The sequence below is a fragment of the Enterobacter sp. 302C9 genome, from assembly GCF_034106085.1.
GTDB classification, from domain to species: Bacteria; Pseudomonadota; Gammaproteobacteria; order Enterobacterales; family Enterobacteriaceae; genus Enterobacter; species Enterobacter asburiae_B.
On the sequence record NZ_JAWNBW010000006.1, the window covers coordinates 203225 to 230193 of the forward strand.

Below are 26969 nucleotides of genomic sequence, written 5' to 3' on the forward strand. Positions count from 1 at the left end.
GCAGACGCGGGGCTTTTTTTATGCCTTTTCGCTTACCCGCGTCGCCCGACGAACCCGCAGACCAAACACGTTAATGTACAGCCCGGCCATGATCAGCACGGCGCCAAACAGCTGCAGCGCGCTCAGCGTTTCATCCAGCAAGAGTGCCGCACTGGCAAGCCCCACTACCGGCACCAGCAGGGATAACGGCGCCACGCGCCAGGTTTCATAACGCCCCAGCAGCGATCCCCAAATCCCGTAGCCCACAATGGTGGCGACAAAGGCCAGATAGACAAGAGAAAGGATTGTGGTCAGATCGATTTCGACCAGACTGTTCAGCATTACATCCGGACCATCCAGAATAAACGACGCCGCCAGAAACGGGATTATCGGGATCAGCGCGCTCCAGACAACCAGGGACATCACCGCCGGGCGGGCCTCGTGCTGCATAATCAGCTTGTTGAAAATATTCCCGCAGGCCCAGCTCAGCCCTGCCGCCAGCGTCAGCATAAAGCCGAGCAGCGCCACATCCTGGCCGTTCAGGCTGGCTTCAATAAGCACCAGCACGCCAAACACCGCCAGCGTAATGCCCGCCAGCTGTTTTCCCTGTAAACGTTCGCCAAACACGAAGGCGCCGAGAATGATGGTAAAGAACGCCTGCGCCTGCAGCACCAGCGAGGCCAGACCGGCCGGCATCCCGAACTTGATGGCGCAGAAGAGAAACGCGAACTGGCCAAAGCTGATGGTCAGGCCATAGCCCAGCAGCAGCTTTAACGGGATCTTCGGACGGGCGACGAAAAAGAGCGCCGGGAACGCGACCAGCAAAAAACGTAAACCGGCCAGCATCAGCGGCGGCATGTTGTGCAACCCCAGCTTGATGACCACAAAATTGAGCCCCCATACTACGACCACCAGCAACGCCAGCAGTCCGTCTTTACGCGTCATACCCTGCCCCTGAATTATTAATTATTTGTTAACAGTTCAAGGTAACAGAAAAAAGCGCGCGGCGAGAAGATCATTAATTATGGCAGTCAGGCGAAGCACTTACGGATAAATTAGGTGCTATACAAGCCCCTTATGTCATGGTAATCCTGTTAACACACGTCTAAAAAAAGCATAAGCAACTGTCGGGCAGGAATATGAAACCATCTCTCAGGCGCTCAACCGCAGCGCTGCTGGCGTCGTCATTGTTATTAACCATCGGTCGGGGAGCAACGCTGCCGTTCATGACCATTTATCTCACGCGCGTCTACAGCATGAGCGTCGAGAATATTGGTTATGCACTGACGATTGCGCTGACTATCGGCGTGGTGTTCAGCCTGGGATTTGGCATTCTGGCCGATAAGTTTGATAAAAAGCGCTACATGCTGATTGCGATCGTGGCCTTTATCGCGGGGTTTGTCGCGATCCCGCTGGTCGATAACGTCACGCTGGTGGTGCTGTTCTTTGCGCTGATCAACTGCGCCTATTCCGTCTTTTCGACGGTGCTGAAGGCCTGGTTCTCCGACGTGCTCACCGCAAGCCAGAAAGCGCGCGTCTTCTCGCTTAACTACAGCTTTCTGAACATTGGCTGGACGATCGGGCCGCCGATTGGCACCCTGCTGGTGATGTACAGCCTGCAGCTACCGTTCTGGCTGGCAGCCTTCTGCGCCGCGCTGCCGCTCGGATTCATCCATTTCTTCGTGCAGAAAAGCGTTGCGCTGGATGCCGCCGAGGAGAAAATGCCCTGGCAGCCGTCGGTACTGCTGAAAGACCGCGCGCTGTTCTGGTATACGCTCTCCGGCCTGCTGGCGTCATACGTCGGCGGATCGTTCGCGACCTGCATTTCGCAATACGTTCTGGCCGCGCATGCAGACAGTAATTTCGCCGAAAAGGTGGTCGCCGTGGTATTGCCCGTCAACGCCGCCGTGGTGGTGACGTTGCAATATGCGCTGGGCCGCAAGATCTCTGCCAGCAATATTCGCCCGCTGATGACCCTCGCCACCCTGTTTTTTATCGTGGGACTGGGTGGCTTTATGCTCTCCGGGGAAAACCTGGTTTACTGGGGCATCGCTGCCGCCATCTTTACCCTGGGTGAGATTATCTATGCACCGGGTGAATACATGCTGATCGACAACATTGCCCCGCCGGGGATGAAGGCAAGCTATTTCTCTGCGCAGGCGCTGGGCTGGCTCGGCGCGGCGGCAAACCCGATGATCACCGGTATTATCCTGACCAACCTGCCGCACTGGTCGCTATTTGTCATCATGATGGTCGCCATCGTTATTGCGTGGCTGATGATTTTGCGTGGGATGAGCGTGAAGGCGTGGTGTGAAACGCCCAACGTGGCGTAGCGCTTCCAGGCCGGGTGAGGCGTAGCCGCCACCCGGCAATAAAGCATCAGTGGTGCAGCATTTCCTCTACCACCTGTTCTTTGTACATCTCATTCGGATAATAGGTCGGCCAGTTATCCATCTCTTTCAGCAGCGCCTCGTGGGAGGTGTTGCCCATGAAAATATGGAAGTGCGAAGAGGCCTTCGGGGCGATGGTGTGGTCGCTGAACTGAACAAACTTTGGTGCCTTGCTGCCGGCATCCTTACACTCAAACAGGTAGCGAACGCCTTTTTTTCCCGATGCGTAGGTCAGTATTTTGTAGCCGCTGTAATCATACTGACAGCGGCTGACCGCTTTGCCCTTATGAAATTCCATCACGTTGTTTTCGATGCCGATAGCATCCACGTCCGTCGCATAGCCCTTGCGGTAGTACGCTTTCACCTCGTCAAAGGTTTTGCTTTTGTCTTTCTGCGCTTTCTGTTTAAACACCGGATCCAGCGAACCGTCCAGCAGGAACGGATAGACCGACTGCCAGGTTCCGTCCCAGTCAGACAGCGCTCTGTCCTTCACGTCCTTATCCTCAAACACGCCGTTCGCCGCCCTCTGTTCCGCTTCGGTCATTTGATGGCCGTGCGAGTGAGCAAACAGCTGGCCGCTGACCAGCAGCGCCCCCAGAGTCATGGCAAATTTCCCAAAATGTGCAGCCAACATAACACCCTCATTCCGTTTTATAAGAATGCGGATGTTATATTATAACATTTTAAATCGCAACCAATCCGCGAACGCCCTCCTGCTCCATGTTTTCACCCCGGCCGCGCTGGATAATGGCGCCGCGCGACATCAGCAGATAGCTGTCGGCCAGCTCGGCGGCAAAGTCGTAAAACTGTTCGACCAGCAGGATCGCCATGTCGCCTCGGTTCGCCAGGGTGCGGATCACCTGTCCAATCTCTTTAATCACCGATGGCTGTATGCCTTCGGTCGGCTCGTCCAGAATCAACAGCTGCGGACGGCTCGCCAGCGCGCGACCAATCGCCAGCTGCTGCTGCTGTCCACCGGAGAGATCGCCCCCGCGGCGGTGCTTCATCTCTTTAAGCACCGGAAACAGCTGCCAGATCTCATCCGGAACCTGCTTCGCCTCGCGGGCGGAAAAACGCGACAGCCCGAGCAGAAGATTCTCTTCCACGGTCAGGCGCGGGAAAATCTCGCGGCCCTGCGGGACGTACGCCACGCCAGAGTGCACCCGCTGGTGCGGCCTGCTGTGGGTGATCTTTTTACCCTGCCAGATGACCTCCCCGGTTTTCGCCGGGATCAGCCCCATCAGACACTTCAGCAGCGTGGTTTTCCCGACGCCGTTGCGCCCCAGCAGGCAGGTGACTTCTCCGGTGACGGCCTCAAAACTCACGCCGCGCAGGATATGGCTGCCGCCGTAATACTGATTCAGTTCGTTAACCTGTAACATCATCGCTCCTTAGCGCCCCAGATAGACCTCAATCACCTGCTCGTTAGCCTGCACCTCGCGAAGCGAACCTTCCGCCAGCACGCGGCCCTGATGCAACACCGTGACGTGGTCGGCGATAGTCTCAACAAAGCCCATATCATGCTCCACCACCATCAGGGAGTGCTTACCCGCCAGCGTTTTGAACAGCTCGGCGGTGTATTCGGTTTCCGCGTCGGTCATCCCGGCGGCCGGTTCATCCAGCAGCAGCAGGTGCGGGTCCTGAACCAGCAGCATACCGATCTCCAGAAACTGTTTTTGCCCGTGCGAAAGCAGCCCGGCGCGGCGGTCGCGCTCGCTGCTAAGGCGCAGCAAAACCAGCATCTCATCGATGCGGTCGCGCTGTTCACCGTTGAGTTTTGCCCGCAGGCTCGCCCAGACGGATTTATCGGTTTTCATGGCGATCTCAAGGTTTTCCCACACCGTCAGCGCTTCAAAAACCGTGGGCTTCTGGAATTTACGCCCGATCCCCTGGCGGGCAATGGCCGCAGGCTCCAGCGCGGTCAGGTCGATAGACTGATCGTAAATCGCCCTGCCGCTCTTTGGCCGAGTTTTACCTGTGATAACGTCCATCAGCGTGGTTTTACCGGCGCCGTTAGGGCCAATCACGCAGCGCAGCTCGCCCACGCCGATATTCAGCGACAGATCGGTCAGGGCCTGAAAACCATCAAAATTGACGTTAATGGCCTCAAGCTGCAGCACCGGGTCGGTCTGTTCACGGTAACGATCGCCCGGCAACTGGCGGGTAAATAACCCTTCGGCTGGCTGCATTATTTATCTCCCTTTCGAAACAGACCGTAGACGCCGCGCGGTAAAAACAGCGTGACGGCGATGAAAATCAGCCCCAGGAACAGCTGCCAGTATTCCGGCATCGCGACGGTGAAGAAGCTCTTGGCGCCGTTCACCAGCGCCGCGCCAATCACCGGCCCGACCAGCGTGCCGCGCCCGCCCAGCGCCACCCAGATTGCCGCTTCTATTGAGTTGGTCGGTGACATTTCACCGGGGTTGATAATGCCCACCTGCGGGACGTACAGCGCCCCCGCCAGGCCGCACAGCACGGCGGAGAGCGTCCATACCAGCAGCTTGAACCCGCGCGGATCGTAGCCGCAAAACGTCAGGCGGTTTTCGGCGTCGCGAACGGCGGTCAGGATGCGGCCAAACTTGCTCTTCGCCAGCGCAAATCCGGTGCCTAACGCCAGGAGCAGCAACAGCACGGTCGCCAGAAACAGCGCGATACGGGTGGTCGTTTCCGTTACCGAAAACCCGAGCAGCGTGGTGAAGCCGGTAAAGCCGTTATTGCCGCCAAAACCGGTTTCGTTGCGAAAGAACAGCAGCATCCCGGCATAGGTCAGCGCCTGGGTCATAATCGAGAAGTAGACCCCTTTGATTTTTGAGCGGAAGGCGAACCAGCCGAACACCAGCGCCAGCAGGCCCGGCACCAGCACAATCAAGACCAGCGCCCAGGCAAAATGTTGGGTTCCCCACCAGAACCAGGGCAGCTCGCTCCAGGAGAGAAACGACATAAACGCGGGAAGACCGTCACCCGCGGCCTGGCGCATCAGGTACATGCCCATGGCGTAGCCGCCCAGGGCGAAGAAGATGCCGTGCCCAAGAGAGAGCATCCCGGCGTAGCCCCACACCAGATCCAGCGCCACCGCAACGATGGCATAGCAGAGGATCTTGCCAATCAACGTCAGCATCCAGGTCGACAGCGCCAGCGGATGCGTCGCAGGCAGTAAGGCGAAAAACGGTAATATCAGCAGACACACCACCATCAGGCTACCTGCAAGTTGCGTTGTGCGCGGCGCTTTGCGCGCCAGCGTTAAGGTCAGCGGCTGGCTCATCAGTCAATCACCCTCCCTTTCAGCGCAAACAGCCCCTGAGGGCGTTTTTGAATAAACAGCACGATCGCCACCAGAATCACGATCTTGCCCAGCACCGCCCCCATCTGCGGTTCAAGAATTTTATTGAAAATACCCAGACTAAACGCCGCGGCCACGCTGCCTGCCAGCTGGCCTACGCCACCGAGCACGACCACGAGGAAGGAATCAATAATGTAGCCCTGGCCCAGCTCCGGCCCGACGTTACCGAGCTGCGATAGCGCCACGCCGCCTAACCCCGCAATTCCTGAGCCAAGCCCAAACGCCAGCATATCGACGCGGCCTGTCGGTACCCCGCAGCAGGCGGCCATGCTGCGGTTCTGCGTCACCGCACGCACGTTGAGCCCCAGACGGGTTTTATTCAGAATGAGCCAGGTAAAGAACAGCACCAGCAGCACGAAGCCCAGCACCACAATGCGGTTCCACGGCAGCGTCAGGTTGGCAAAAACCTGCACTCCGCCGGACAGCCATGCCGGGTTGGCCACCTCCAGGTTCTGGGCGCCAAAGGTCATGCGCACCAGCTGGATGAGCATCAGGCTGATCCCCCACGTTGCCAGCAGCGTTTCCAGCGGACGACCGTACAGATGGCGGATCACGGTGCGCTCCAGCACCATCCCGATGCCCGCCGTCAGGCAGAACGCGACCGGAAGCGCGATAACGGGATAGAGCGCCAGCCACTGTGGCGCAAGCCCGGCCATCGCCTGCTGCACCATCCAGGTGGCATACGCCCCCAGCATCAGCATCTCACCGTGCGCCATATTGATGACGCCCAGCAGGCCGTAGGTGATGGCAAGCCCCAGCGCCGCCAGCAGCAGCACCGACCCCAGAGAGAGCCCCATAAACGCCTGGCCCAACAGATCGCCCCACATCAGTCGATGCTGGATCTGGCTCAGGCTCTCCTGCGCGGCGGCGCGCACCCCGGCATCCGGCTCTGTCTGTGCCTGGGTAAACGGGGTAAGCCTGGACTCCACGTCCGGATCGTCTGACTGCCCTAATAACTCGACGGCCTTGCGGCGCACCTCTGCCTGCGGGCTGGCTAGCTGGAGATTCGCCACCGCCAGTAAAAGCGCCTGACGTGCCACCGCGTCCGTTTCATCGTTTACCCGCTTTTCCAGAAAAGCGAGCATTCCGGGCTGGGCATCCCGCTGAAGCTGACGAGCCGCCGCCCGCCTTTCTGTGACACTGTCACTCACCAGCTGATGCGTAGCGATGGCCGTGGCGGCCAGAACCCGCAGCCGGTTGGTCAGACGAACGGCTTTGGCTGCCCCTTCGGTCGACTTAGCGTCACCGAGCGACACCATTTGACCGTTGCGCTGCGCAAAGGCGTGCTTTTGACTGTCGGTATAGAGGTTTTCTTTTTGCAGTGCCTGCAGCAGCGGCAGCCTCGAGGCGTCCGGCGCGGCGGCCCACTGCGTCAGCAACTCTGCCTGCTGGCTGCGGCTGGCGGCAACAAAACGATCGGCATCCGATGCCTGCGCCATCCCTGGCAGCAGTCCGGAAAGCCATACAAGAGCGATGAACATGCGCATGGCGTTCATGACGTTTCTCCCTGGTGATGGCTTAGTTGCTGGCGGTTTTCATCGGCTGGTCGGGCTTTTTATCGTTACCGGCGATGAACGGGCTCCACGGCTGGGCGCGTACCGGCTGTTCTGTCTGCCACACCACGTTGAACTGACCGTTGCCTTCGATTTCGCCGATCATGACCGGCTTATGCAGATGGTGGTTGGTGGCATCCATGGTGAGCGTAAAGCCTGACGGCGCCTTAAAGGACTGACCGGCCATCGCCGCACGCACTTTATCCACGTCGGTTGTGCCCGCTTTTTCCACCGCCTGCGCCCACATATGGATCCCCACGTAAGTCGCTTCCATCGGGTCGTTGGTCACCACGGTATCGGCGTTCGGCAGCTTGTGCGCCTTCGCATAGGCTTTGTAATCCGCCACGAAGGCCTGGTTGGTCGGGTTATCCACGGATTCGAAGTAGTTCCACGCCGCGAGGTTGCCGACCAGCGGTTTGGTGTCGATCCCGCGCAGCTCTTCTTCTCCCACGGAGAACGCCACCACCGGCACGTCGGTCGCCTTCAGCCCCTGGTTAGCCAGCTCTTTGTAGAACGGAACGTTGGAATCGCCGTTGATGGTCGACACCACGGCGGTTTTGCCGCCCGCGGAGAATTTCTTGATGTTGGCGACGATGGTCTGGTAGTCGCTATGACCGAACGGGGTGTAAACCTCCTCGATGTCCTTATCCTCCACCCCTTTCGAATGCAGGAACGCGCGCAGGATCTTGTTGGTGGTGCGCGGGTAAACATAGTCCGTACCCAGCAGGAAGAAGCGCTTCGCCGCGCCGCCGTCTTCGCTCATCAGGTATTCCACCGCGGGGATGGCCTGCTGGTTCGGCGCGGCGCCGGTATAGAAGACGTTTGGCGACATCTCTTCGCCTTCATACTGCACCGGATAAAACAGCAGACCGTTCAGCTCCTCGAAGACCGGCAGCACGGATTTGCGCGATACCGACGTCCAGCAGCCGAATACCACCGCCACTTTATCCTGACTTAACAGCTGGCGCGCCTTCTCGGCAAACAGCGGCCAGTTTGAGGCGGGATCCACCACCACCGGCTCCAGTTTTTTACCCAGTACGCCGCCTTTCGCGTTGATCTCGTCGATGGTCATCAGCGCGACGTCTTTCAGCGGCGTTTCGGAGATGGCCATGGTGCCGGAAAGAGAATGCATGATCCCCACTTTGATGGTATCGGCCGCCTGCACGCCAAAACTCATTCCCATCGTCACGACGGACGCGGATAACGCAAAGGCTTTTAATAAGGTACGACGCTGCATATTTTCACTCCTGAAAAAGAACGCTGTGCGAAAACGTCCGTTACGGCGTGGACGCGGAAAAAAATGTGTCAGCGAAGCAGGAGCAAAAAGGATGCCAGAATGGAGGTAGCGCTATTTCTGGAGGGGGAACGCGGGATGTAAAGAGAACGTCTCAGAATGGCACAGCGCTGCACTTTTATAATGCAGCGCTGTGGATGAGGCTTTACCAGACTTCGCTGGCGATCTGCGTGACCAGACGGACTTTGTCCCACTGCTGGGATTCGCTCAGGCTGTTGCCCTCTTCGGTAGAGGCAAAGCCGCACTGCGGGCTGAGGCAAATTTGCTCTTTTGCCACGTATTTCGCCGCCTCTTCCAGACGAGCTTTAATCCCCTCCGGGTTCTCCAGCTCGCCGTTTTTCGTGGTGATCAGGCCCAGCACCACCTGCTGCTTGCCCGGGCGAATGAAGCGCAATGGCGCGAAATCCCCGCTGCGGTCGTTGTCGTATTCAAGGAAGAACGCGTCAACGTTGACCGTCCCGAACAGCACTTCCGCCACCGGCTCATAGCCGCCTTCGGAAATCCAGGTTGAACGGAAGTTACCGCGGCAGACGTGCAGGCCGATGGTCAGATCGTCCGGCTTGCCTTCCAGCGCCTTGTTCAGGACGCGGGCATAGATGCGTGCCAGCTCATCGGCATCGTCACCGCGCTCGCGGATCTGACGGCGCTGATCGTCCGAACAGAGATAGGCCCAGACGGTGTCGTCCAGCTGCAGGTAACGGCAGCCCGCGTCGTAAAATGCGCGGATGGCGTCGCGCCAGGCGGTCGCCAGATCGTCGAAATAGTCATTCAGATCCGGGTAGACCGTCGCATCGATGTCTTTACGGCCGCCGCGGAAATGGAGCACGCTTGGGCTGGGAATGGTCATCTTCGGCTGAGCATTGCCGCTGATGCTTTTCAGGTAGCGGAAATCTTCGAGCATCGGATGGTCGCCAAAGCCCAGCTTGCCGGTCACGCGCACGCCGTGGGCTTTGGTTTGTACCCCGTTGAACTGAATGCCCTGCTGCGAATCGTAACGCTCAACGCCCTGCAGACCGTCGAAGAAGTCGAAGTGCCACCAGGCACGGCGAAATTCACCGTCGGTGACCACATGCAGGCCGCACGCACACTGCTGCTCAACGACGTGGCGAATGGCATCATCCTCTACCGCGCGAAGCTGTCCGGCGTCAATTTCGCCGCTGGCGAACTTCAGGCGAGCCTCTTTGATGGCATCCGGGCGTAAAAAACTGCCGACTACATCGGCGCGGTACGGGGCGTGCTGTCGTTGCATGGAAATCTCCTCAGTCTGCCGGCGATAATTGCCAGCAGTGATAATTCATCATTTGAAGCTTTAGACTTCTGGATGTCTAAATGTCCAAAAAAAGATGTCATACCTGTCCTGTTCCGGCAAACGAGAAAATTTCACGGGTGTTGAAAAAAATTCATCTTCACAGCGCGACGGCGGTTTCGCTGCTGGCAAAGGCGAACTTTTCATCCTCCCAGCCGGTGATCCCCCCGAGCATGATTTTGACCGGCAGCCCGAGGCGCGCCAGCTTCAGCGCGGCTCTGTCCGCGCCGTTACAGTGCGGCCCTGCGCAGTAAACGACGAACAGCGTGCCTTCAGGCCATTGGGCCATGCGCTCGGCGGTCATCTGGCTCCGCGGCAGGTGCAGTGCGCCAGGCACGTGACGGCGGGCAAACTGCTCCGGGCTGCCCACCACGTGCAGCAACACGAAGTCCTGCTCATTATTTGCGATGGCGTGGCGCACATCCGCACAGTCGGTTTCAACGCTCAGGCGGCGCAGAAAATGGGTAACGGCTTCCTGCGGCTCGGCAGCCGGAAATTCAGTAACATAGCTCATGATCCTTCCTCATCTTTGGCGTTTGTGTTAACACTACTCTATCCACAAATTCAGCCCATGAATGCGTTCGCTTATGCCAGAAAACAGCAAAAAGATGACAAACTTAAGACAAATTGCCCGCCCGCAGGTGGTCGTGCTGGCGTATGACGGTCTGTGTACCTTTGAGTTTGGCGTAGCGGTGGAGATCTTCGGCCTGCCGCGTCCCGAGCTTGGCGATGAATGGTATCGTTTTGCGGTGGCGAGCGTGGACAGCGGTGAACTTCGGGCAACTGGCGGGATCCGCATCGTTACCGATGGTGATTTAAACCTGCTTGCGTCTGCGGACCTGATTGTGGTTCCCGGCTGGCGGGGGCTGGATTCACCGGTTCCGGACGCGCTCTGCGAGGCACTACGCCAGGCCAGCGCGCGAGGATGCCGGCTGCTCTCCATCTGTTCGGGGGTATTTGTGCTGGCCGCTACGGGGCTGCTGAACGGCCGCAAAGCCACAACCCACTGGCGCTACATCGACGCGCTTAAAGCCCGTTATCCAGACATCGACGTGGTTGAGGATGTGCTCTACCAGGACGAAGGCGATATTCTGACGTCCGCGGGCAGCGCGGCGGGAATCGATCTCTGTCTGCACGTTGTGCGGCGGGATTATGGCATGGAAACCGCCAACAGCGTGGCGCGTCGGCTGGTCATTCCCCCTCACCGGGATGGTTCACAGCCACAACAGCTGAGCCGCCCGGTAGCCCAGCTGCGGGAAAGCCAGCGTCTCGGCCAGCTGTTTGACTTTCTGCACACGCATCTTATCGAGGCGCACAGCGTCGACTCCCTGGCGCGTCGGGTCGGAATGAGCCAGCGCACCTTCCTTCGTCGCTTCGAGGCGGCAACGGGGACGACGCCCGCACGCTGGTTAATCAATGAACGCCTGCTGAGAGCAAAAGATTATCTGGAAAGCAGCCGGTTGAGCATCGACAGCATCGCTGAACAGACCGGGTTTGGTCAGGCGTCGACACTGCGTCATCATTTTCGCCAGCAGTTCGCGCTTTCCCCGGCTCAGTATCGCAAACAATTTTCACGTCCGGGTACTGCCCGCTAACGGTTGAGGGTTCCCCACAAAATAATGCCTGCACGGACGCCCCCCTCTCCCTTGAGGGAGAGGGCTGGGGTGAGGGGGAACATACGGCTCTGGTGGTCATTCCGTTCACTTTATGTTCCTTGCTATTCTTTAACGACATAACCTGTGAACGTGCCAGGGTGGCTCAATCGCCACCACCCTGGCGACCCGGGCTCCCGGCGGTAAATCGCCGCTTCGCGGTGCCCTCAGCTTATTCCTTCAGGCTATCGGGTCGGGCATGAGCCTGCATCCCTGCAGGCCACGCCCTCTCGGCGCATCCCTGCGCCTCGCCCCGGCCTTATGGAAACGCTTCGGCGATTTACAGCCGGACCAGGGCATCGCTGTAAGTCTGTCATTATTCTGAAGACAGTCTTATTGCTTCAGAATACACGTTTACAAAGGGGCCCCTCTCCGCTAAGAGGAAGATTCATTTTTTAATTTTCGTAATACGGAGCACCTGATGGTCACCACACACGTTTTTATCGCGGTCAGTCTTGATGGTTACATCGCCCGACAGAATGACGATATCGACTGGCTGCTGCAGCGCGACGATCCCACAGAAGATCATGGCTATGAGGCGTTCATCGCGGACAAAGAGTGGATCGTGATGGGCCGGGGTAGCTATGAAAAGGTACTGACCTTTGACGCATGGCCTTACGATCGGCCCGTGCTGGTACTCTCCCGACAGCTGGCCGGTACGACCGTGCCGGAGGCGCTGAAGGGAAAAGTGCAGTTCTCTTGCCGCACGCCAAAGGAGGTGCTGGACGATCTCGCTGCGCAGAACGTTCATCGGGTCTATCTCGATGGCGGACAGGTGATCCAGTCGTTCCTGCGCGAAGGACTGGTGGCCGATATGGTGATCACGACCGTTCCTGTCATGCTCGGAGCGGGAAAACCGCTGTTCGGAACCCTTCCTCAGGATATTGATTTAACGCTTGTATCAAGCCGCAGTTTCCCTTCGGGTCTGGTGCAGTCACATTATCGGCTGAGGCCATAAAACCATCGCGACGGCCTGCGCAAAAAAAAACCGCCAATAACTGGCGGTAAATGCTTGCATGGATAGATTTGTGTTTTGGTCTCTACGTCCCGACACTCCGTGGCCGGGCTGCGGATCCCTTACAACCTAACACCTGTTGTCTTAACGAACGCTAAACAACCTTATTAACCTGCATGAGTATTGATCTGCAAATAACGCATAAGCCCCTGCTCAGCGCTCTGTTTTGCGTCGTCATTAAGGGCTTCAAGATAAAAGGAACGGGCGACACCATAAGGTGCTTTTTCAGAGGGATACACCGCAAACTGGAATGTTTTTCCTCTTGCCTGATGAGTACAATCTAATTCCCAGCGCCGATCGTTTATTTTTTTGCTGGAGCAGGCAACGCCACCATAATCGCTGGTTAAATAGGAACCCACGCGAATTTCCGCAGAACGAATATATTCTGGTTCGTCATTACCTGCATAACGAATCCCTGCAGCGGCCACAGCAGCAACCGCCAGAAGCGCAAGCGCTATTATTTTTTTCATTTAGAAATGACCTGTTCCTTAGCCAGAGACTTACTATTATATAAGGTTTATCCTTAATGCAAATATCTAATTGAGGTCCAGAAATGATACTTTACAAAGCGTCATGGTTTTTTTAGGAAATATCTTAGCCGTAATTCCGAACCCACATTATTTGACATTTTCTTTTCGCTAATTTTAATTTTTGAATAATAACCCTAAAAAATAATCGACATGATTATCCCGCATTCTTTTTCAGCGGTGAATCCATGATTAAAAAAGGGTTATCTTTCGTCATGCTTATCTGTGCGCTGTTTTCCGGCCAGCTTATGGCCGGGCACAAAGGACACGAATATTTATTGGTCAAGAATGTGGCGCATCAGCTTCGTCATGAAGCCGACAGCGATGAGTTGCGAAGCGCTGCGGAAGAGTCGGCGGAGGGTTTGCGCGAGCACCACCTGTGGCAGAAGTCGCGCAAACCGGACACGCACGTTCGGTAATTAGCTGCCCTTGCGTTTCGGCAGCGTTTTCATCAGATCGTCCGGACTGACGGACGCCACGATGCTGCCGGGCTGCGGCATTTTGAAGATGTGGTTTTTCATCTTACCAATCACATGCATTTCACAAGGACGGCAGTCGAACTTGAGGGTCAGAACCTCATCGCCGTTTACCAGCTGCATGGGGGTGGCCTTCCAGCTCTTAATGTTCCCTTTCGCCTGCTTAGGACACAGGTTAAACGCAAAGCGCAGGCAGTGCTTGGTGATCATCACCGGCACATCGCCCTTCTCTTCATGCGCTTCATAGGCTGCGTCGATCAGCTGCACGCCGTGGCGATGATAGAATTCACGCGCCTTATGGTTATAGACGTTGGCGAGGAAGGATAAATGGGTGTCCGGGTAGACTGGCGCAGGTACGGTTTCCGCTTTACGGCTTCCGCGCGGATACTGCGCCAGGCGCGCGGCATCCAGCATCTCTGCCGTTTCGCGGCGGAACTGGTTAAGCAGGCTGTTCGGCACGAACAGCGCGTCCGGCAGCGCCACGTCGATCGCACGCGCGTAGTAGATCGTCTGGCCCAGCTTCGCCACGCCATCCTTCAGGCTGTTAAGCGCTTTTTCGGCATTGTTTGCCACCTCGAAATGACCATCGAGCGTATGCGTCACGCTGATGCCATCTTCGCAGGTCATGGTCAGAATCAGCTGCTCTTCCCAGCCGCCCAGCTCAATATCCACGGCGATACGGCGTTCGCTGGAGGTTTTAAGCAGCGCCTGCTGCCAGTTATGATCGAGATTACGGTTAAGCGCCGCGTTCGGCCGCGCCTTGTAGAGATCGGCGGGCATTTCATTCGGCCAGACGCGGTAGCGGTTCTCGCCGGTTTTCTCGACCGTATTGGCACGGAAGCCTACGACCTCACGCTTAATCATCACGTTAAGGCCATCTCCGTTCGCCAGCGGTTCCGTCACTTCGACATCAAGGTGATCTTTCGCCACTTTCAGCACTTCGCCCACCGGTAAACCGATAAACTTCGGTGAGTCAAACGCGCCGATATCCCCTTTACGGGCATTCACAAAATAGTCCGTGCTGCCGCGGTGGAACGTTTTGTCCGTCGACGGAATAAAGAAATGTTCGGTGCGACCGGCCGACGCGCGCGCCAGGTCACCGCGATCTTCGATGATGGCGTCCAGCATCTGGCGATAGTGCGCGGTGATGTTCTTCACGTAGCTCATATCTTTGTAGCGCCCTTCAATCTTGAAGGAACGCACGCCCGCGTCGATCAGCGCGCCCAGGTTGGCCGTCTGATCGTTATCCTTCATGGAGAGCAGGTGTTTTTCGAACGCCACGACGCGGCCCTGATCGTCTTTCAGGGTATACGGCAGGCGGCAGGCCTGAGAACAGTCGCCGCGGTTGGCGCTGCGGCCCGTCTGCGCGTGGGAAATATTGCACTGACCTGAGTAAGCCACGCACAGCGCGCCGTGGATAAAGAATTCGATCGTCGCGTCTGTCGCCTGGTGAATATCGCGGATCTGATTCAGGTTCAGCTCGCGCGCCAGAACGATCTGCGAAAAGCCGACGTCGGAGAGAAACCTGGCCTTCTCGACCGTGCGGATATCGCACTGGGTACTGGCATGCAGTTCAATGGGCGGAATATCCAGCTCAAGCACGCCCATATCCTGAACGATCAGGGCATCAATGCCGGCCTGGTAGAGATCGGTAATCAGACGTTGTGCAGGCTCCAGCTCATCATCATGAAGAATGGTGTTCAGGGTCACGAACACTTTCGCCCCGAAACGGTGGGCGAACGGCACCAGTTCTGCAATATCGCTCAGGCTGTTGCTGGCGTTATGGCGGGCACCGAAGCCCGGGCCGCCAATGTAGACGGCATCAGCACCATGAAGGATCGCTTCACGGGCAATGGCGGCGTCGCGGGCCGGGCTTAAAAGTTCAAGATGATGGGATTGCAGGCGCATACTTCGTCGTTATCCGTTATGGTCAAAATGGCGGCTATTGTAGTCAGAAGTATGCGTCAGCGAAACAGTTTTGCGTAGCGTCAGCGGGGATAATGAATCAGGGAGTGAAAATGCACCGTCCGGTCGCTGCTGTTGCGGTAGGCGTGCGGTTTATCGCCGGCGAAACGGACGCCCGAATCGGCAGAAATCGTCTGCCACGTGCCGTCAAGCTTCATCTCCAGCTCGCCGCTGACCACCACCACATGTTCAATCACCCCGGCCTCATGCGGCGTGGATTCACTCAGCGCGCCGGGTGCCAGCGTGATGGAGAAATAATCAAACCCGAGCGCCTCGTCCCACGGAAAAAGCGGTTTGACCACCATCGCCTGCTGCTGCGGGTCAAACACCGCCTGCCGGTCCGCCTCTGGCGTGATGAACGCGGAAAACGGCACGTTCAGCCCGGTGGCTATTTTCCACAGCGTCGACACCGTCGGGCTGGATTCATTGCGCTCGATTTGCCCCAGCATCGCTTTTGACACGCCGGTCTCGTCCGCGAGCTTCGATAAACTCCAGCCGCGCGTCTGGCGCAGCGTTTTCAGCGTTGTTGCAAGGTGTAGTGTGATGTCCATAGTCCCTCCTGATGGCGATCAGCATACCACTTGTACGCTATAGCGCACAGTGTTACCTTATATCGGACGTTATAACGCACAACGGAGTTTTCATGCGCCCTTCCTCTCACCTTGTTCCAGTCGCCCTGGCTGGTTTTGTCGCCGTGCTGGTCGGTTACGCCAGCTCGGCCGCCATCATCTGGCAGGCCGCCGCGGCGGCTGGTGCCAGCGCACAGCAGATCGCAGGCTGGATGACCGCGCTGGGGATTGGGATGGGCGTCAGCACGCTGGCGCTTTCCTGGTGGTACAAAGCGCCGGTGCTGACCGCCTGGTCAACGCCCGGCGCGGCGCTGCTCGCCACCAGCCTGCACGGCGTAACGCTGCCGGAAACGATCGGCGTGTTCATCTTTGCTAACGCGCTCATTTTACTTTGCGGCATCACCGGGCTCTTCGCCCGTCTGATGAGGCTGATCCCCCATTCGCTTGCTGCCGCCATGCTGGCAGGCGTGTTGCTGCAGTTTGGCCTGCACGCGTTTGCGCATCTTGAGGGGCACTTTCTGCTGTGCGGCAGCATGATTGCGGCGTGGCTGATAGCAAAAGCGCTGGCACCGCGCTACGCCATCGTGGTCACGCTGCTGGTCGGCGGTATCGTGGCATGGGCGGGCGGTGACGTTGTCACTGACAAGGTTACCCTATCTCTGGTAATGCCTGAATTTATTGCGCCTACGTTCACCTTCACCAGCCTGGTGAGTATTGGCGTGCCCTTCTTCCTGGTGACTATGGCCTCACAAAACGCGCCGGGGTTCGCCACGATGAAAGCCTCCGGTTATCCGCTGGCGGTCTCGCCGCTTATCATCTTTACGGGAGCGCTGGCGCTGCTGTTATCCCCTTTTGGCGTCTTTTCTATCTGTATCGCGGCCATTACTGCCGCCATTTGTCAAAGCCCGGATGCGCATCCGGATGCCGGTAAACGCTGGCTGGCGGCCATCGCAGCCGGAGGATTTTATCTGCTGGCGGGGATTTTCGGCGGCTCGATTACCGGGCTGATGGCCGCTCTGCCGCTCAGCTGGATCCAGACGCTGGCCGGTCTGGCGCTGCTGGGCACCATCAGCGGGAGTTTATATCAGGCACTGAGCCACGAGGCGGAGCGCGACGCGGCCATCGTCACGTTCCTGATGACCGCGAGCGGCGTCACGATCCTCGGGATCGGTTCGGCATTCTGGGGGCTGGTGCTGGGCGGCGTGTGCTATGCCCTGTTTTCACGCGCTCGCCGCGCGTAGCTGCGAAGGCGTCATGCCCGTCGCGCTGCGAAAGCGGTTGCTGAAGTGGCTGGCGGAGTTAAACCCGCAGGCAAGCGCGATGTCCGTTAGCGGCGTCGCCGTGTTCTGCACAAGGGCCTTCGCTTTTTCCATTCGCCTCTGCATCACGTACTGATGCGGCGCCAGCCCCGTCGACTGGCGAAACATGCGGGCAAAATGGTATTCGCTGAGGGTGGCCTGCGCCGCCAGTTCAGCCAGCGTCAGGGGTTGCCCGAGGTTCTCTTCGATAAAGGCCAGCACGTTGCGCAGTACGAATGGCGATAGCCCGCCGGTGACGACCGGCAGCTTCCACTGAACGTTAGAGTAGTTTTGCAGCAGATGGGTCAGGAGCAGCGTAGAGGCCGTGCTCAGGGTGAGCTGGTTGGCGTGCTGCTGCCAGTCGCAGCCGAGCAAAAACTGGCGATACAGCGCGGTGATTTTCGGATCGCTACCAAAAATGCGCTCGTCGAGCGTCAGCGAAAGCGGGCGCTTGTCCCAGATCTTTTCCCCCACGTCGCGCAGGTGTTCATCGGTGCAGTAGAGGTGCACAAACGACAGGTCATCACGGATATCCCACGTCGATTCGCTCTCTTTTGGCATCAAGCAGAAACGGTCCGGCCCCCCGCCGTTCTTCCAGCCGCCCGGCGTTTTTTGGTAGCTTTCGTAGCCGTCCGCCACGTACAGGCTCAGGGTATGGTGGTTACTTTTTACCGTTATCGTATCGTGCTTGTTGTACCACGCTGCCAGCTGAATGCCCGAATTCAGCGAGACGGTTTCCCGCAGGACCGCATTCTGTTGGCAAAGCGTTTCAAAGGTATCGTAAGCGTGAGACATGACCGTAAGCGCGTGATTGACTGGAATATCAGTCTAAGAAGAGTTGTCTCCCGTTGCCAGCCCCCGGGAAAGAAAAAAGCGCAAGATTTTGCAAGTCGACCGCAAGCCGGTGAAAGCCCCTGACCGATCTCAGCGGCATACTGCGGGCTTCCGTGGTTTGAGAAGAGAAAAATATGAACGCATTATTATACGGACTGGTGGTGGTCATCTGGGGAACCACCTGGATTGCGATTTTCCTGCAGCAAGGTCCCGTAGCGGCGCCCGTCTCTATTTTCTGGCGTTTCGCCGTCGCCAGCCTCACGATGATGGTGGTGTTAATCGCCCTGCGCCGCCTGCGCAAGCTGGCGCTGCGGGATCACCTCTTTTGTATGCTCCAGGGATGCTGCGTTTTCTGCTTTAACTTCTGGTGTTTTTACGCCGCAGCCTCGCACATCAACACCGGGCTGGAATCGGTGATCTTTTCCATGGCCGTACTCTATAACGCCATTAACAGCTTTATCTTCTTCGGGCAGCGCCCGCCCGCGCGTTTCTGGACGGCGGCGGCACTGGGCCTGACTGGGATCGTCACCCTCTTCTGGGACGATCTGCTGGCCAGCGGCTGGAGCGCGTCGCTCCTGACCGGGATTGGTCTCTCCGCGCTCGGCACCTACGGCTTCTCGCTGGGCAATATGATCAGCATGCGTCACCAGCGCAAAGGCCTTGAAACCATGACCACCAACGCCTGGGCGATGCTCTACGGCACCCTGGTAATGGGCTGCATTGCCCTGTTCAGAGGCGACAGCTTCGCGCCAGAGTGGACCATCAGCTACATTGGCGCGCTGCTCTATCTGGCCGTGTTTGGTTCGGTGATTGCCTTTGGCGCCTACTTCACGCTGGTGGGACGTATCGGTCCGGGCAAAGCGGCCTACAGTACGCTGCTCTTCCCGCTGGTGGCGCTGACGATCTCAACGGTGTATGAAGGCTACGTCTGGCATATCAACGGTATCGTGGGGTTATTGCTGATTCTGGGGGGAAATATGGTGATGTTTACCAAACCAGAAACCTGGTTCAGACGCTTACGAATGGCGTAAATAAAAAGGCCTGCATTACGCAGGCCGTTTTATTTTATTTCGCGGTCTTTTTCACATCAAACATGGTGGCGTCCGTCGCCATGTCATCAACTACCTGCTTCAGCGTCGCAAAGGTCATCGGCGTACTTTCGTTGTTCAGATCTTTACCTTCGCCTTTACGCACCACCTTCATGACCGGTTTGTTGGTGGCCGCATCGATCAGTTCGCCTTCAAAGAAGAGATGCGTATCCATGGTGCGATGCCCGGTTGCCATCTGCGTACCTGCTACAACCAGCGCGACCGGCACCACTTCATAGAACTGCAGACCTTCTTTCTGCGAACTCACCCCGGTAATTGCACCGCGGAAAATCAGGCTGTGTTTACCCGGCGTGGTCACGACTGGCTTACGGGTACCAATAGCGGTTTTCATTTTGTTATTGGTGTAATTCAGCAGCTCATCAAGCGTTTTTTGACCAATTTGAGTGGTCGGTTTAGGCGCAGGATAATAAGTAATCGGCGTCCAGAGAATACTGTCGTAATTAGCTTCGTTATAAGAAGGATCAACCCAACGCAGCGTTGGTTTACCCGTCGCAGACGTCGTCTGCTGCAAGCCTGAATAGTCTTTCAAAAAGCCAGAATATTGTTCGGGAGCCGCGACTTTTGAAGAACAGCCCGCCAACGCCAACAGACCAGTAAGCACTGCAACTTTAAAAAAAGTTTGAGTACGCATGATAGTTTTCCATGTTATCTGCAAGTATGCATTTGAAGTTATAGCAAAAGACCGACGGGTTTGTTGTGACAAAAAATGATGCGGAGAGCACAAATTGCGAAAAGACTGCCCGGAAGCGTGCCGGGCAGTGAAAAATTACTGATTTATATCCAGTTGCCAGAACAGATGTTTGCCAAACGGGTCAATTTCATAGCCCGTCACCTCCTTGCGCACCGGTTCGAAAATGGTTGAATGCGCAATCATCACCGCCGGCATTTGATCATGCATCATTTGCTGAGCCTCTTTATACAGCGCCACGCGTTTATCGCGATCGGTGGTTGATTTTGCTTCCGCAATAATGTTATCGAAGGGCTTATAGCACCATTTCGCCGAATTTGAGCCACCGTTTGCCGAGGTACAGGTAAATAGCGGGCCAAAGAAGTTGTCGGGATCGCCCGTTGCGGTCGTCCAGCCCATCAGCGCGGCCTGATGTTCCCCGCCCTTCACGCGCTTAAGGTATTCGCCCCACTCGTAGGTGACGATTTTGGTCTGTACGCCGATTTTCGCCCAGTCGGCCTGAATCATCTCCGCCATGCGTTTCGCATTCGGATTGTACGGACGCTGCACCGGCATCGCCCACAGGTCGACGCTCACGCCGTTGGCAAAACCGGCCTCTTTCAGCAGCGCTTTCGCCTTTTGAGGATCGTAATCGTAATCCTTAAGCTCGCTGTCTGCGCTCCAGACGCCCGGCGGCAGCAGGTTCTTTGCTGCAGTGCCGGTGCCGTGGAAAACCGCATCAATAATAGCCGGCTTATTGATGGCCATCGCCAGCGCCTGACGGACTTTTACGTTATCCAGCGGCGGCTTTTGGGTATTGAACGCCAGAAAGCCGGTATTCAGTCCGGCTTTGCTCATCAGGTTGATGTCTTTGTTCGCCTTCATGCGCGGCAGGTCCGCCGGGTTCGGGAACGGCATCACCTGACACTCGTTCTTCTCAATTTTGGCAAACCGCACGGAGGCATCCGGGGTGATGCTAAACACCAGCCGATCCAGCTTCGATTTCCCCTGCCAGTAGTCGTCGAACGCCGTAAACAGGATCCGCGAATCCTTCTGATACTGCGCCAGCTTAAACGGCCCGGTGCCTATAGGCTCCATATCCACCTTCTCCGGCGTGCCCGCTTTGAGCATCGCGTCGGCATATTCCGCGGACAGGATAGAGGCAAAATACCATGCCAGATCGGCGACAAACGGCGCTTCCGGGTGCGCCAGGGTAAAGCGCACGGTGTGGTCATCAACTTTATCAATGCCGGTAATCAGGCTGCCAAACTCCAGACTTTCGAAGTTGGAATAGCTGCCGTTAGAGACGTTGTGATACGGATGATTCACGTCTTTCTGGCGCATAAACGAGAAAATCACGTCGTCGGCGTTAAAGTCGCGGGTCGGCGTGAAGGATTTATTGCTCTGGAATTTGACGCCCTTACGCAGATGGAAGGTGTAAACCTTGCCGTCGTCGCTCACCTCCCAGCGCTCCGCCAGGCTTGGCACCAGCTCCGTGGTGCCGGGTTTGAAATCAACCAGCCGGTTATAGACCGGCACGGCGCTGGCGTCCACGCTGGTTCCCGAGGTGTATAGCTGAGGATTAAAGTTTTCCGGCGATCCTTCGGAGCAATACACCAGCGTTTTCGCGGCGACGGTGGAACTGACCGTGAGTACAGCAAGCGCCAGCGTTATAGTTGTGAGTTTGCTTTTCATCATTTATTCCTGTCTTTTTAATTCGACGGCTAATTAATTCTTTTGCCATTTCATAAATAACATTAAAGTGATGTGGCAAACACCTGAAAAATAAATAAGGAATAAATCACTATGGGCTCGCCGCTTTCCAGACAATTAACGCACCGTTTTTTCCGCTATCTCGCGATCACCAGCCAGAGCGACCCCAAAGTCAAAACCCTGCCCTCAACGCCGGGCCAGCACGACATGGCGCGGGAGCTGGCGCAGGAGCTGGCACAGCTGGGGTTAGACGATATTGTGATTGATGAATTCGCCACGGTAACGGCGGTCAAAAAAGGCAACGTGCCCGGCGCGCCGCGCATCGGCTTTATTACCCATATAGATACCGTGGACGTGGGATTATCACCGGATATTCATCCACAAATATTAACCTTTACCGGTGAAGATCTCTGCCTGAATAAAGAGAAAGACATCTGGCTGCGGGTTAACGAGCATCCTGAAATTCTGGCGTATCCGAATGAGGAGATTATTTTCAGCGACGGAACCAGCGTATTGGGCGCGGATAATAAATCGGCGGTCACGGTGGTCATGACGGTGCTGGAAAACCTGACGGCGGAACATCAGCACGGGGATATCGTCGTGGCGTTTGTGCCTGACGAAGAGATCGGCCTGAACGGGGCAAAAGCGCTGGACCTTAAGCGCTTTGACGTCGACTTCGCCTGGACCATCGACTGCTGCGAGCTGGGGGAAATTGTCTACGAGAACTTTAATGCGGCAGCCGCTGAAATCCGCTTTACCGGCGTAACGGCGCACCCGATGTCCGCCAAAGGCGTGCTGGTGAATCCCCTGCTGATGGCGACTGACTACATCAACCATTTTGACCGCCAGCAAACGCCGGAGTGCACCGAGGGGCGTGAGGGCTATATCTGGTTTAACGGCATTCAGGCCGGGCAAAGCGAGGCCATTCTTAAGGCCAATATCCGCGACTTTGACAAGGACAACTTTGCCGCCCGCAAGCAGCAGATTGCCGACGTAGCCGCGCTGGTTGCCGCCCAGTATCCAACGGCCAGGGTGGACTATCGCATTGAAGATACCTACAGCAATATCAGCAATGCGATTGGTGAAGACAGGCGCGCCATCGATCTGATGTTCGAGGCGATGGATTCGCTCGGCATCACGCCGAAACCGACGCCCATGCGCGGCGGTACCGACGGCGCGGCGCTCTCGGCAAAAGGGCTGCTCACGCCGAACTTCTTCACCGGCGCGCATAACTTTCACTCGAAGTTTGAATTCCTGCCGCTGTCGTCGTTCGAGGCGTCTTACAACACCGCCCTGCAGATCTGCCTGCTTGCTGCCCGCTAAGCGGGCTTGCGCGCCAGCATTGTGGCAAAGCGCAGCTTGATGCGGTTGCCGTTTTCGTCGGTGCGGTGCAGTTCGCCAACGTCTTCGTTGTATTTGAGCAACTCCCAGCCTTCGTAGTAGTTGCTCAGCTCACCGCTTTTGAACGCAAACGGGAAGCCGACGGTGCACGGGTAATCCGCCGTGTCCATCGCGGCAACAATCAGGTTGTAGCCGCCGGGCCTGGTGCAGCGCTGCATGTTGGCGATAAGTCCCGGGATGGTTTTTGACTCCAGGAACATCAGCACCACGGTGGAGAGAATAAAATCGTACTCGCCGTCAAAACTCAGGCTGTTGAGATCTTTAATTGCCGTGTGGAGGTTATCGATCCCTTCTTCCGCCTTGATGCGCTCGATATTCTCGATGCTCATCGGGTTCTTATCCCACGCGGTCACCTCGTAACCGTTGGCCGCCAGATAAAGGCTGTTGCGGCCGTTGCCGCAGCCCAGATCCAGCGTTTTACCCGGTTTAATCTTTGCCGCACTGAACAGCACCTCTGAATGGGTGCGGGTTAAGCCATATTTCTCTGTGAAGTAATTCTCATCAACGGTCATTATTTTTTCCTGAGCCTGCATAAGTTTAAAGTGCATCCTGAATGCCATTTTAAGGCGTTTACCGTCTGGTTGCCAGCCGCTCGAAAACCGAAAAATTTGCTACGTTTAGTTAAGACGCTTATCAGAGACCTAAAGATGAACAAATATCGCCTTAGCGACGAAACCCGCCTCTGGCAATGGAAAAACGGCGACACTACCCGCTCCGTCACGCTGCGGCAGATTATCGCGACAGTGGATTTTAACGACGTGACGGTCGGTACGAAAGGCGGCTGGGTTGACGATGAGCGCGCCCTCGCGCAGGACGGCGACTGTTGGATCTACGACGAAAACAGCGTGGTGTTCGCCGGTGCCGTCGTGTCCGGCAATGCGCGACTTACCCTGCCGTGCATCGTTAGCCACGATGCGCATATCAGCGGCAGCTGCTGGCTGGACGCGGCAGAGGTCAGCCACGGGGCACAAATAAGTGACAACGTCACCATTCAGCACTCCTGCGTGCGGGGCGAATGCCATCTCTACGGCGATGCCCGCGTTCTGCACAACAGCGTTATCATCGCCGTCAAAGGGCTGACGCCGGACCATGACCAGATCCTGCAAATCTACGATAAGGCCACCGTCAGCCAGTCACGCATTGTGCACCAGGCGCAAATCTACGGCGAGGCGATGGTTAATTTTGCCTTTGTTGAGCACCGCGCCGAAGTATTCGACAACGCCATCCTCGAAGGTAACGACTTAAATAACGTCTGGGTGTGCGACTGCGCAAAGGTCTATGGCAACGCCCGCGTGATTGCCGGTTATGACGACGATGCTATTCCGACGGTGCGCTACAGCTCTCAGATTGCGGAGAATGCCGTGGTGGAAGGAAACTGCGTCATCAAGCACCACGTTCTGATTGGCGGTCAGGCATGGCTGCGCGGCGGGCCGATCATGCTGGACGATAAGGTGGTGATCCAGGGACGCGCGAGGATCAGCGGAGATGTGCTCATTGAGCACCGGGTTGAAATCACCGATGATGCGGTCATCGAAGCGTTTAACGGGGAGAGCATTCACCTGCGCGGCGAAAAGGTGATTAACGGCGACCAGCGCATCACCCGCACCCCGCTGCTGGGAGCGTTATAGGGCGTAGATCTTCCCGTAGATATTCACATCGTCAAAGCGGCCATTCAGGTATTCCGCTTCCCGCAGGCATCCTTCCAGCGTAAAACCGTTACGCACGGCAACGCTGTTGCTGTGCTGATTTGCCACCCGACATTTGATCACAAAACGGCGGATCTCCCCGCGTTCGACGTAGTAGCGCATAAACGCCTGCAGTGACCGGGAAAGAATGCCCTGCCCCTGATGGCTTTCATCCAGCCAGTAGCCGATGTACCCGGCTTTGTTGGCTGGTTCAATCGTATTGAACGACAGCACGCCGACCAGTTCATCACTCTTGAATATCAAAAACATTTTTGCGTAGCCGCGCTGGTGCAGCATCTGGTTACTTTGCACGTTGCGGCGGGTATCGTCCTCGCTGCCCACGTGCTGCGCCCAGTCAAAGGCGGTTTGCAGAAAGGTTTTGTTTTTGACGACGAGATTGTGCAGTTCAGCGGCGTAGCGCTCTTCGACGGCGCGAAGCTCGAGAGCGTCAGATACCGGGATAATTTCGGATTTTGCTGCGGTCATTGCCCCTCACCCTAACCCTCTCCCGAAGGGAGAGGGAATCGATCGTTAACGCATTATCCGGTCGTCAACGTAGTTACGTTTATCCGGCGCTGGCGGGAAATACTGGTACAGCCAGGTTTCACTGATGGCATCGCCCTGGCAGCGCAGGAACAGGCGCATATCCACCGGCTCCGTCGAATCCGAGGTTGGGTACCAGTCAAACAGGATGCGATAGCCGTCAAACGGCTCAACGTAGAGGATCTCAACCTGCTTCGCTTCACCGCTGGAGAGCGTAATCACCGGCTCGATGCCTTTTGGCGCAGCGGCCTTGAGGTCGCCACCGACGAAGTCGATAGCAAAGCGACGGGCCCACACTTTCGGGTAATTTTCGCCCGGTGCCCAGCCTTCCGGGAAGCCGCCCATGCCGGTACGGGTGGCGAAGACGTTGGCCAACGGAGAACGCACCGGCGGCATAGCGCTCCAGTACAGACGATATTTAAAGTCCAGCTCGTCGCCCGCCTTCACCGCTTTTTCCGGCTGCCAGAAGCAGACCACGTTATCCAGCGTTTCGCCGGTGGTCGGGATCTCCATCAGGCCAACCGCGCCTTTACCCCAGTCGTTACGCGGTTCAACCCACAGGCTCGGGCGTTTGTTATACCAGCCCATCACGTCCTGATAGTGCGAGAAATCGCGGTCGAGCTGCAGCAGGCCGAACCCTTTCGGGTTTTTGTCCATATAGGCGTTAAACTGCAGCTTCTGCGGGTTGTTCAGCGGACGACAGATCCACTCCCCGTTGCCGCGCCACATTGCCAGGCGGTCGGAGTCATGAATTTGCGGGTGAATGGTGTCACACATGCGGCGTTCGTTATTGCCGCAGCTGAACATGCTGGTCATCGGCGCGATGCCGAGCTGCTTGATGTCCTTCCGCGCATAGAGATGGTTTTCCACCTCCATAATCACCTGGCTCTTCTCGCAGTGGATCACGAATTTATAGGCACCGGTGATGCTCGGGCTGTCCAGCAGCGTGTAGACGGTAAAAGTCGTGTCGCCGGGCTTGACGGTTTCAAACCAGAAGGCGGTAAAGTCCGGGAACTCTTCCGGCGTGTCGGTAAAGGTGTCTACCGCCAGACCGCGCGCGGAAAGGCCGTACTGGTAGGTGTCATCTACCGCGCGGAAATAGCTCGCGCCCAGGAAAGAGACAATATCGCGACGCGCCAGCTCAGGCGCCTTAAAGGCGCGGAATCCCGCAAAGCCGAGATCGCTTTGCCCTTCAAGCTGCTTGGTATCCACACCCGTTTCGCCGTAGCTGAACAGCTCCGGACGGAAGTGGATCTCGCGCGCCATAGAGGTCGACTGGTCCAGCGAGAACATCCGCACGCGGCGGCGGAACCCCATCCCCATATGGAAGAACTGCACGTCCAGCTGACGCCCTTCAATGTTGTTCCACAGTGACTGTTTTTCATCGTAGCGGATGGCGTTGTACGCCTGCGGCGTCATGGTTGCCAGCGTGTCCGGCAGCGGACGCGGCGCGCCACCCCACGGGGTTTTCGCCAGGTCATGCGCCATGGATTGCAGTACGGAGAAGTCGAAACGACGGCTCTGGCCGTCAGCAATGTCAGAGTCGGCAGCGTATGCCGCTTTGGAAAACAGGGAAGCAAGGCCAGATGTGCCGCTCAGGGCTGCCACTGCCAGCGAGCCTTTTAGAAAACGTCTGCGATTCATGCCTGGAAA

General features: G+C 57.1%; 26 protein-coding genes. 8 read left to right on the forward strand and 18 right to left on the reverse strand.

Going from position 1 to position 26969, the window contains the following annotated elements; genetic code table 11:
- Positions 1-18: 18 nt before the first annotated feature.
- On the reverse strand, positions 19-924 hold the full coding sequence (gene eamA, locus UR289_RS14105) for an O-acetylserine/cysteine exporter (RefSeq protein ID WP_033145532.1): 906 nt from the start codon (positions 922-924) through the stop codon (positions 19-21).
- A gap of 194 nt (positions 925-1118) precedes the next feature.
- Here eamA and ydeE point away from each other — a divergent pair, with 194 nt between their 5' ends.
- A complete protein-coding gene (gene ydeE, locus UR289_RS14110; protein WP_221702352.1) occupies positions 1119-2312 on the forward strand; it encodes an efflux MFS transporter YdeE in 1194 nt (397 codons plus the stop codon).
- A 46-nt stretch (positions 2313-2358) separates the two neighbouring features.
- Here the strand turns inward: ydeE and zinT are convergent, their stop codons facing one another.
- The 8 genes from zinT to UR289_RS14150 all read right to left on the reverse strand — a co-directional run bounded on the left by zinT (position 2359) and on the right by UR289_RS14150 (position 10376).
- Entirely contained in the window at positions 2359-3000 is a 642-nt protein-coding gene (zinT, locus tag UR289_RS14115; protein ID WP_045888408.1) for a metal-binding protein ZinT, read from the reverse strand.
- A gap of 52 nt (positions 3001-3052) precedes the next feature.
- Entirely contained in the window at positions 3053-3751 is a 699-nt protein-coding gene (gene urtE / locus UR289_RS14120) for an urea ABC transporter ATP-binding subunit UrtE (protein ID WP_320710600.1), read from the reverse strand.
- 9 nt (positions 3752-3760) lie between these two features.
- Complete coding sequence (gene urtD / locus UR289_RS14125; protein ID WP_023311769.1) at positions 3761-4558, reverse strand: urea ABC transporter ATP-binding protein UrtD; 798 nt, start codon at positions 4556-4558, stop codon at positions 3761-3763.
- Positions 4558-5631 (reverse strand): urea ABC transporter permease subunit UrtC, encoded by a 1074-nt coding sequence (urtC, locus tag UR289_RS14130; RefSeq protein WP_320710565.1) that lies wholly within the window; start codon positions 5629-5631, stop codon positions 4558-4560. The genes urtD and urtC overlap by 1 nt, the downstream gene beginning before the upstream one ends.
- Positions 5631-7205 (reverse strand): urea ABC transporter permease subunit UrtB, encoded by a 1575-nt coding sequence (gene urtB / locus UR289_RS14135; protein WP_320710567.1) that lies wholly within the window; start codon positions 7203-7205, stop codon positions 5631-5633. Before urtB ends, urtC begins: the two co-directional genes overlap by 1 nt.
- Positions 7206-7227: 22 nt before the next feature.
- Positions 7228-8499: an urea ABC transporter substrate-binding protein gene (gene urtA, locus UR289_RS14140; protein ID WP_033145526.1), complete on the reverse strand. Its 1272-nt coding sequence runs from the start codon at positions 8497-8499 to the stop codon at positions 7228-7230.
- A 202-nt stretch (positions 8500-8701) separates the two neighbouring features.
- Positions 8702-9805 carry a cobalamin-independent methionine synthase II family protein gene (locus tag UR289_RS14145; protein ID WP_320710569.1) on the reverse strand — a complete coding sequence of 368 codons (1104 nt, stop codon included), beginning with the start codon at positions 9803-9805 and terminating at the stop codon, positions 8702-8704.
- A gap of 157 nt (positions 9806-9962) precedes the next feature.
- Entirely contained in the window at positions 9963-10376 is a 414-nt protein-coding gene (locus UR289_RS14150) for a rhodanese-like domain-containing protein (protein WP_320710570.1), read from the reverse strand.
- Between the two features lie 73 nt (positions 10377-10449).
- Here UR289_RS14150 and ftrA point away from each other — a divergent pair, with 73 nt between their 5' ends.
- The gene (gene ftrA / locus UR289_RS14155) at positions 10450-11457 is read left to right on the forward strand and encodes a transcriptional regulator FtrA (RefSeq protein ID WP_320710572.1); all 1008 of its coding nucleotides are present in this window, start codon (positions 10450-10452) and stop codon (positions 11455-11457) included.
- Positions 11458-11935: 478 nt separating this feature from the next.
- Complete coding sequence (locus tag UR289_RS14160; protein WP_320710573.1) at positions 11936-12472, forward strand: dihydrofolate reductase family protein; 537 nt, start codon at positions 11936-11938, stop codon at positions 12470-12472.
- 164 nt (positions 12473-12636) lie between these two features.
- Here the strand turns inward: UR289_RS14160 and UR289_RS14165 are convergent, their stop codons facing one another.
- Positions 12637-12999 (reverse strand): hypothetical protein, encoded by a 363-nt coding sequence (locus tag UR289_RS14165; protein ID WP_047060846.1) that lies wholly within the window; start codon positions 12997-12999, stop codon positions 12637-12639.
- A 245-nt stretch (positions 13000-13244) separates the two neighbouring features.
- Between UR289_RS14165 and UR289_RS14170 the strand changes: the two genes are divergently transcribed.
- Positions 13245-13475, forward strand: coding sequence for a DUF2554 family protein (locus UR289_RS14170; RefSeq protein ID WP_033145520.1), 231 nt, complete (start codon positions 13245-13247; stop codon positions 13473-13475).
- Here the strand turns inward: UR289_RS14170 and UR289_RS14175 are convergent, their stop codons facing one another.
- Positions 13476-15440, reverse strand: coding sequence for a U32 family peptidase (locus tag UR289_RS14175; protein WP_320710574.1), 1965 nt, complete (start codon positions 15438-15440; stop codon positions 13476-13478). It lies immediately after the preceding gene.
- An 80-nt stretch (positions 15441-15520) separates the two neighbouring features.
- Positions 15521-16048, reverse strand: coding sequence for a helix-turn-helix domain-containing protein (locus UR289_RS14180; protein ID WP_087822565.1), 528 nt, complete (start codon positions 16046-16048; stop codon positions 15521-15523).
- 92 nt (positions 16049-16140) lie between these two features.
- Here UR289_RS14180 and UR289_RS14185 point away from each other — a divergent pair, with 92 nt between their 5' ends.
- Positions 16141-17307 (forward strand): benzoate/H(+) symporter BenE family transporter, encoded by a 1167-nt coding sequence (locus tag UR289_RS14185; protein WP_320710576.1) that lies wholly within the window; start codon positions 16141-16143, stop codon positions 17305-17307.
- On the opposite strand, the gene UR289_RS14190 is transcribed toward UR289_RS14185, so the two are convergent.
- Complete coding sequence (locus UR289_RS14190) at positions 17287-18159, reverse strand: helix-turn-helix domain-containing protein (RefSeq protein ID WP_033145516.1); 873 nt, start codon at positions 18157-18159, stop codon at positions 17287-17289. The genes UR289_RS14185 and UR289_RS14190 overlap by 21 nt on opposite strands.
- Before the next feature lie 173 nt (positions 18160-18332).
- Between UR289_RS14190 and UR289_RS14195 the strand changes: the two genes are divergently transcribed.
- A complete protein-coding gene (locus tag UR289_RS14195; protein WP_045888391.1) occupies positions 18333-19229 on the forward strand; it encodes a DMT family transporter in 897 nt (298 codons plus the stop codon).
- Between the two features lie 34 nt (positions 19230-19263).
- Here UR289_RS14195 and UR289_RS14200 read toward each other — a convergent pair whose 3' ends face one another.
- The gene (locus tag UR289_RS14200) at positions 19264-19938 is read right to left on the reverse strand and encodes a DUF3313 domain-containing protein (protein ID WP_033145514.1); all 675 of its coding nucleotides are present in this window, start codon (positions 19936-19938) and stop codon (positions 19264-19266) included.
- A 135-nt stretch (positions 19939-20073) separates the two neighbouring features.
- Positions 20074-21669 carry an ABC transporter substrate-binding protein gene (locus UR289_RS14205; RefSeq protein WP_221702888.1) on the reverse strand — a complete coding sequence of 532 codons (1596 nt, stop codon included), beginning with the start codon at positions 21667-21669 and terminating at the stop codon, positions 20074-20076.
- A 111-nt stretch (positions 21670-21780) separates the two neighbouring features.
- On the opposite strand from UR289_RS14205, the gene pepT reads away from it, so the two are divergent.
- The gene (gene pepT / locus UR289_RS14210; RefSeq protein WP_320710580.1) at positions 21781-23010 is read left to right on the forward strand and encodes a peptidase T; all 1230 of its coding nucleotides are present in this window, start codon (positions 21781-21783) and stop codon (positions 23008-23010) included.
- Here pepT and tehB read toward each other — a convergent pair.
- Positions 23007-23621, reverse strand: coding sequence for a tellurite resistance methyltransferase TehB (tehB, locus tag UR289_RS14215; RefSeq protein WP_259678412.1), 615 nt, complete (start codon positions 23619-23621; stop codon positions 23007-23009). The genes pepT and tehB overlap by 4 nt on opposite strands.
- A 114-nt stretch (positions 23622-23735) precedes the next feature.
- On the opposite strand from tehB, the gene ydcK reads away from it, so the two are divergent.
- Positions 23736-24716, forward strand: coding sequence for a YdcK family protein (ydcK, locus tag UR289_RS14220; protein ID WP_087822560.1), 981 nt, complete (start codon positions 23736-23738; stop codon positions 24714-24716).
- Here the strand turns inward: ydcK and rimL are convergent.
- Together rimL and UR289_RS14230 are read right to left on the reverse strand one after the other, a co-directional pair.
- Positions 24711-25259: a 50S ribosomal protein L7/L12-serine acetyltransferase gene (gene rimL, locus UR289_RS14225; protein ID WP_087822559.1), complete on the reverse strand. Its 549-nt coding sequence runs from the start codon at positions 25257-25259 to the stop codon at positions 24711-24713. The two genes, ydcK and rimL, sit on opposite strands and share 6 nt — an antisense overlap.
- A 45-nt stretch (positions 25260-25304) precedes the next feature.
- Entirely contained in the window at positions 25305-26960 is a 1656-nt protein-coding gene (locus tag UR289_RS14230; RefSeq protein ID WP_033145508.1) for a glucan biosynthesis protein D, read from the reverse strand.
- Positions 26961-26969 lie beyond the last annotated feature (9 nt).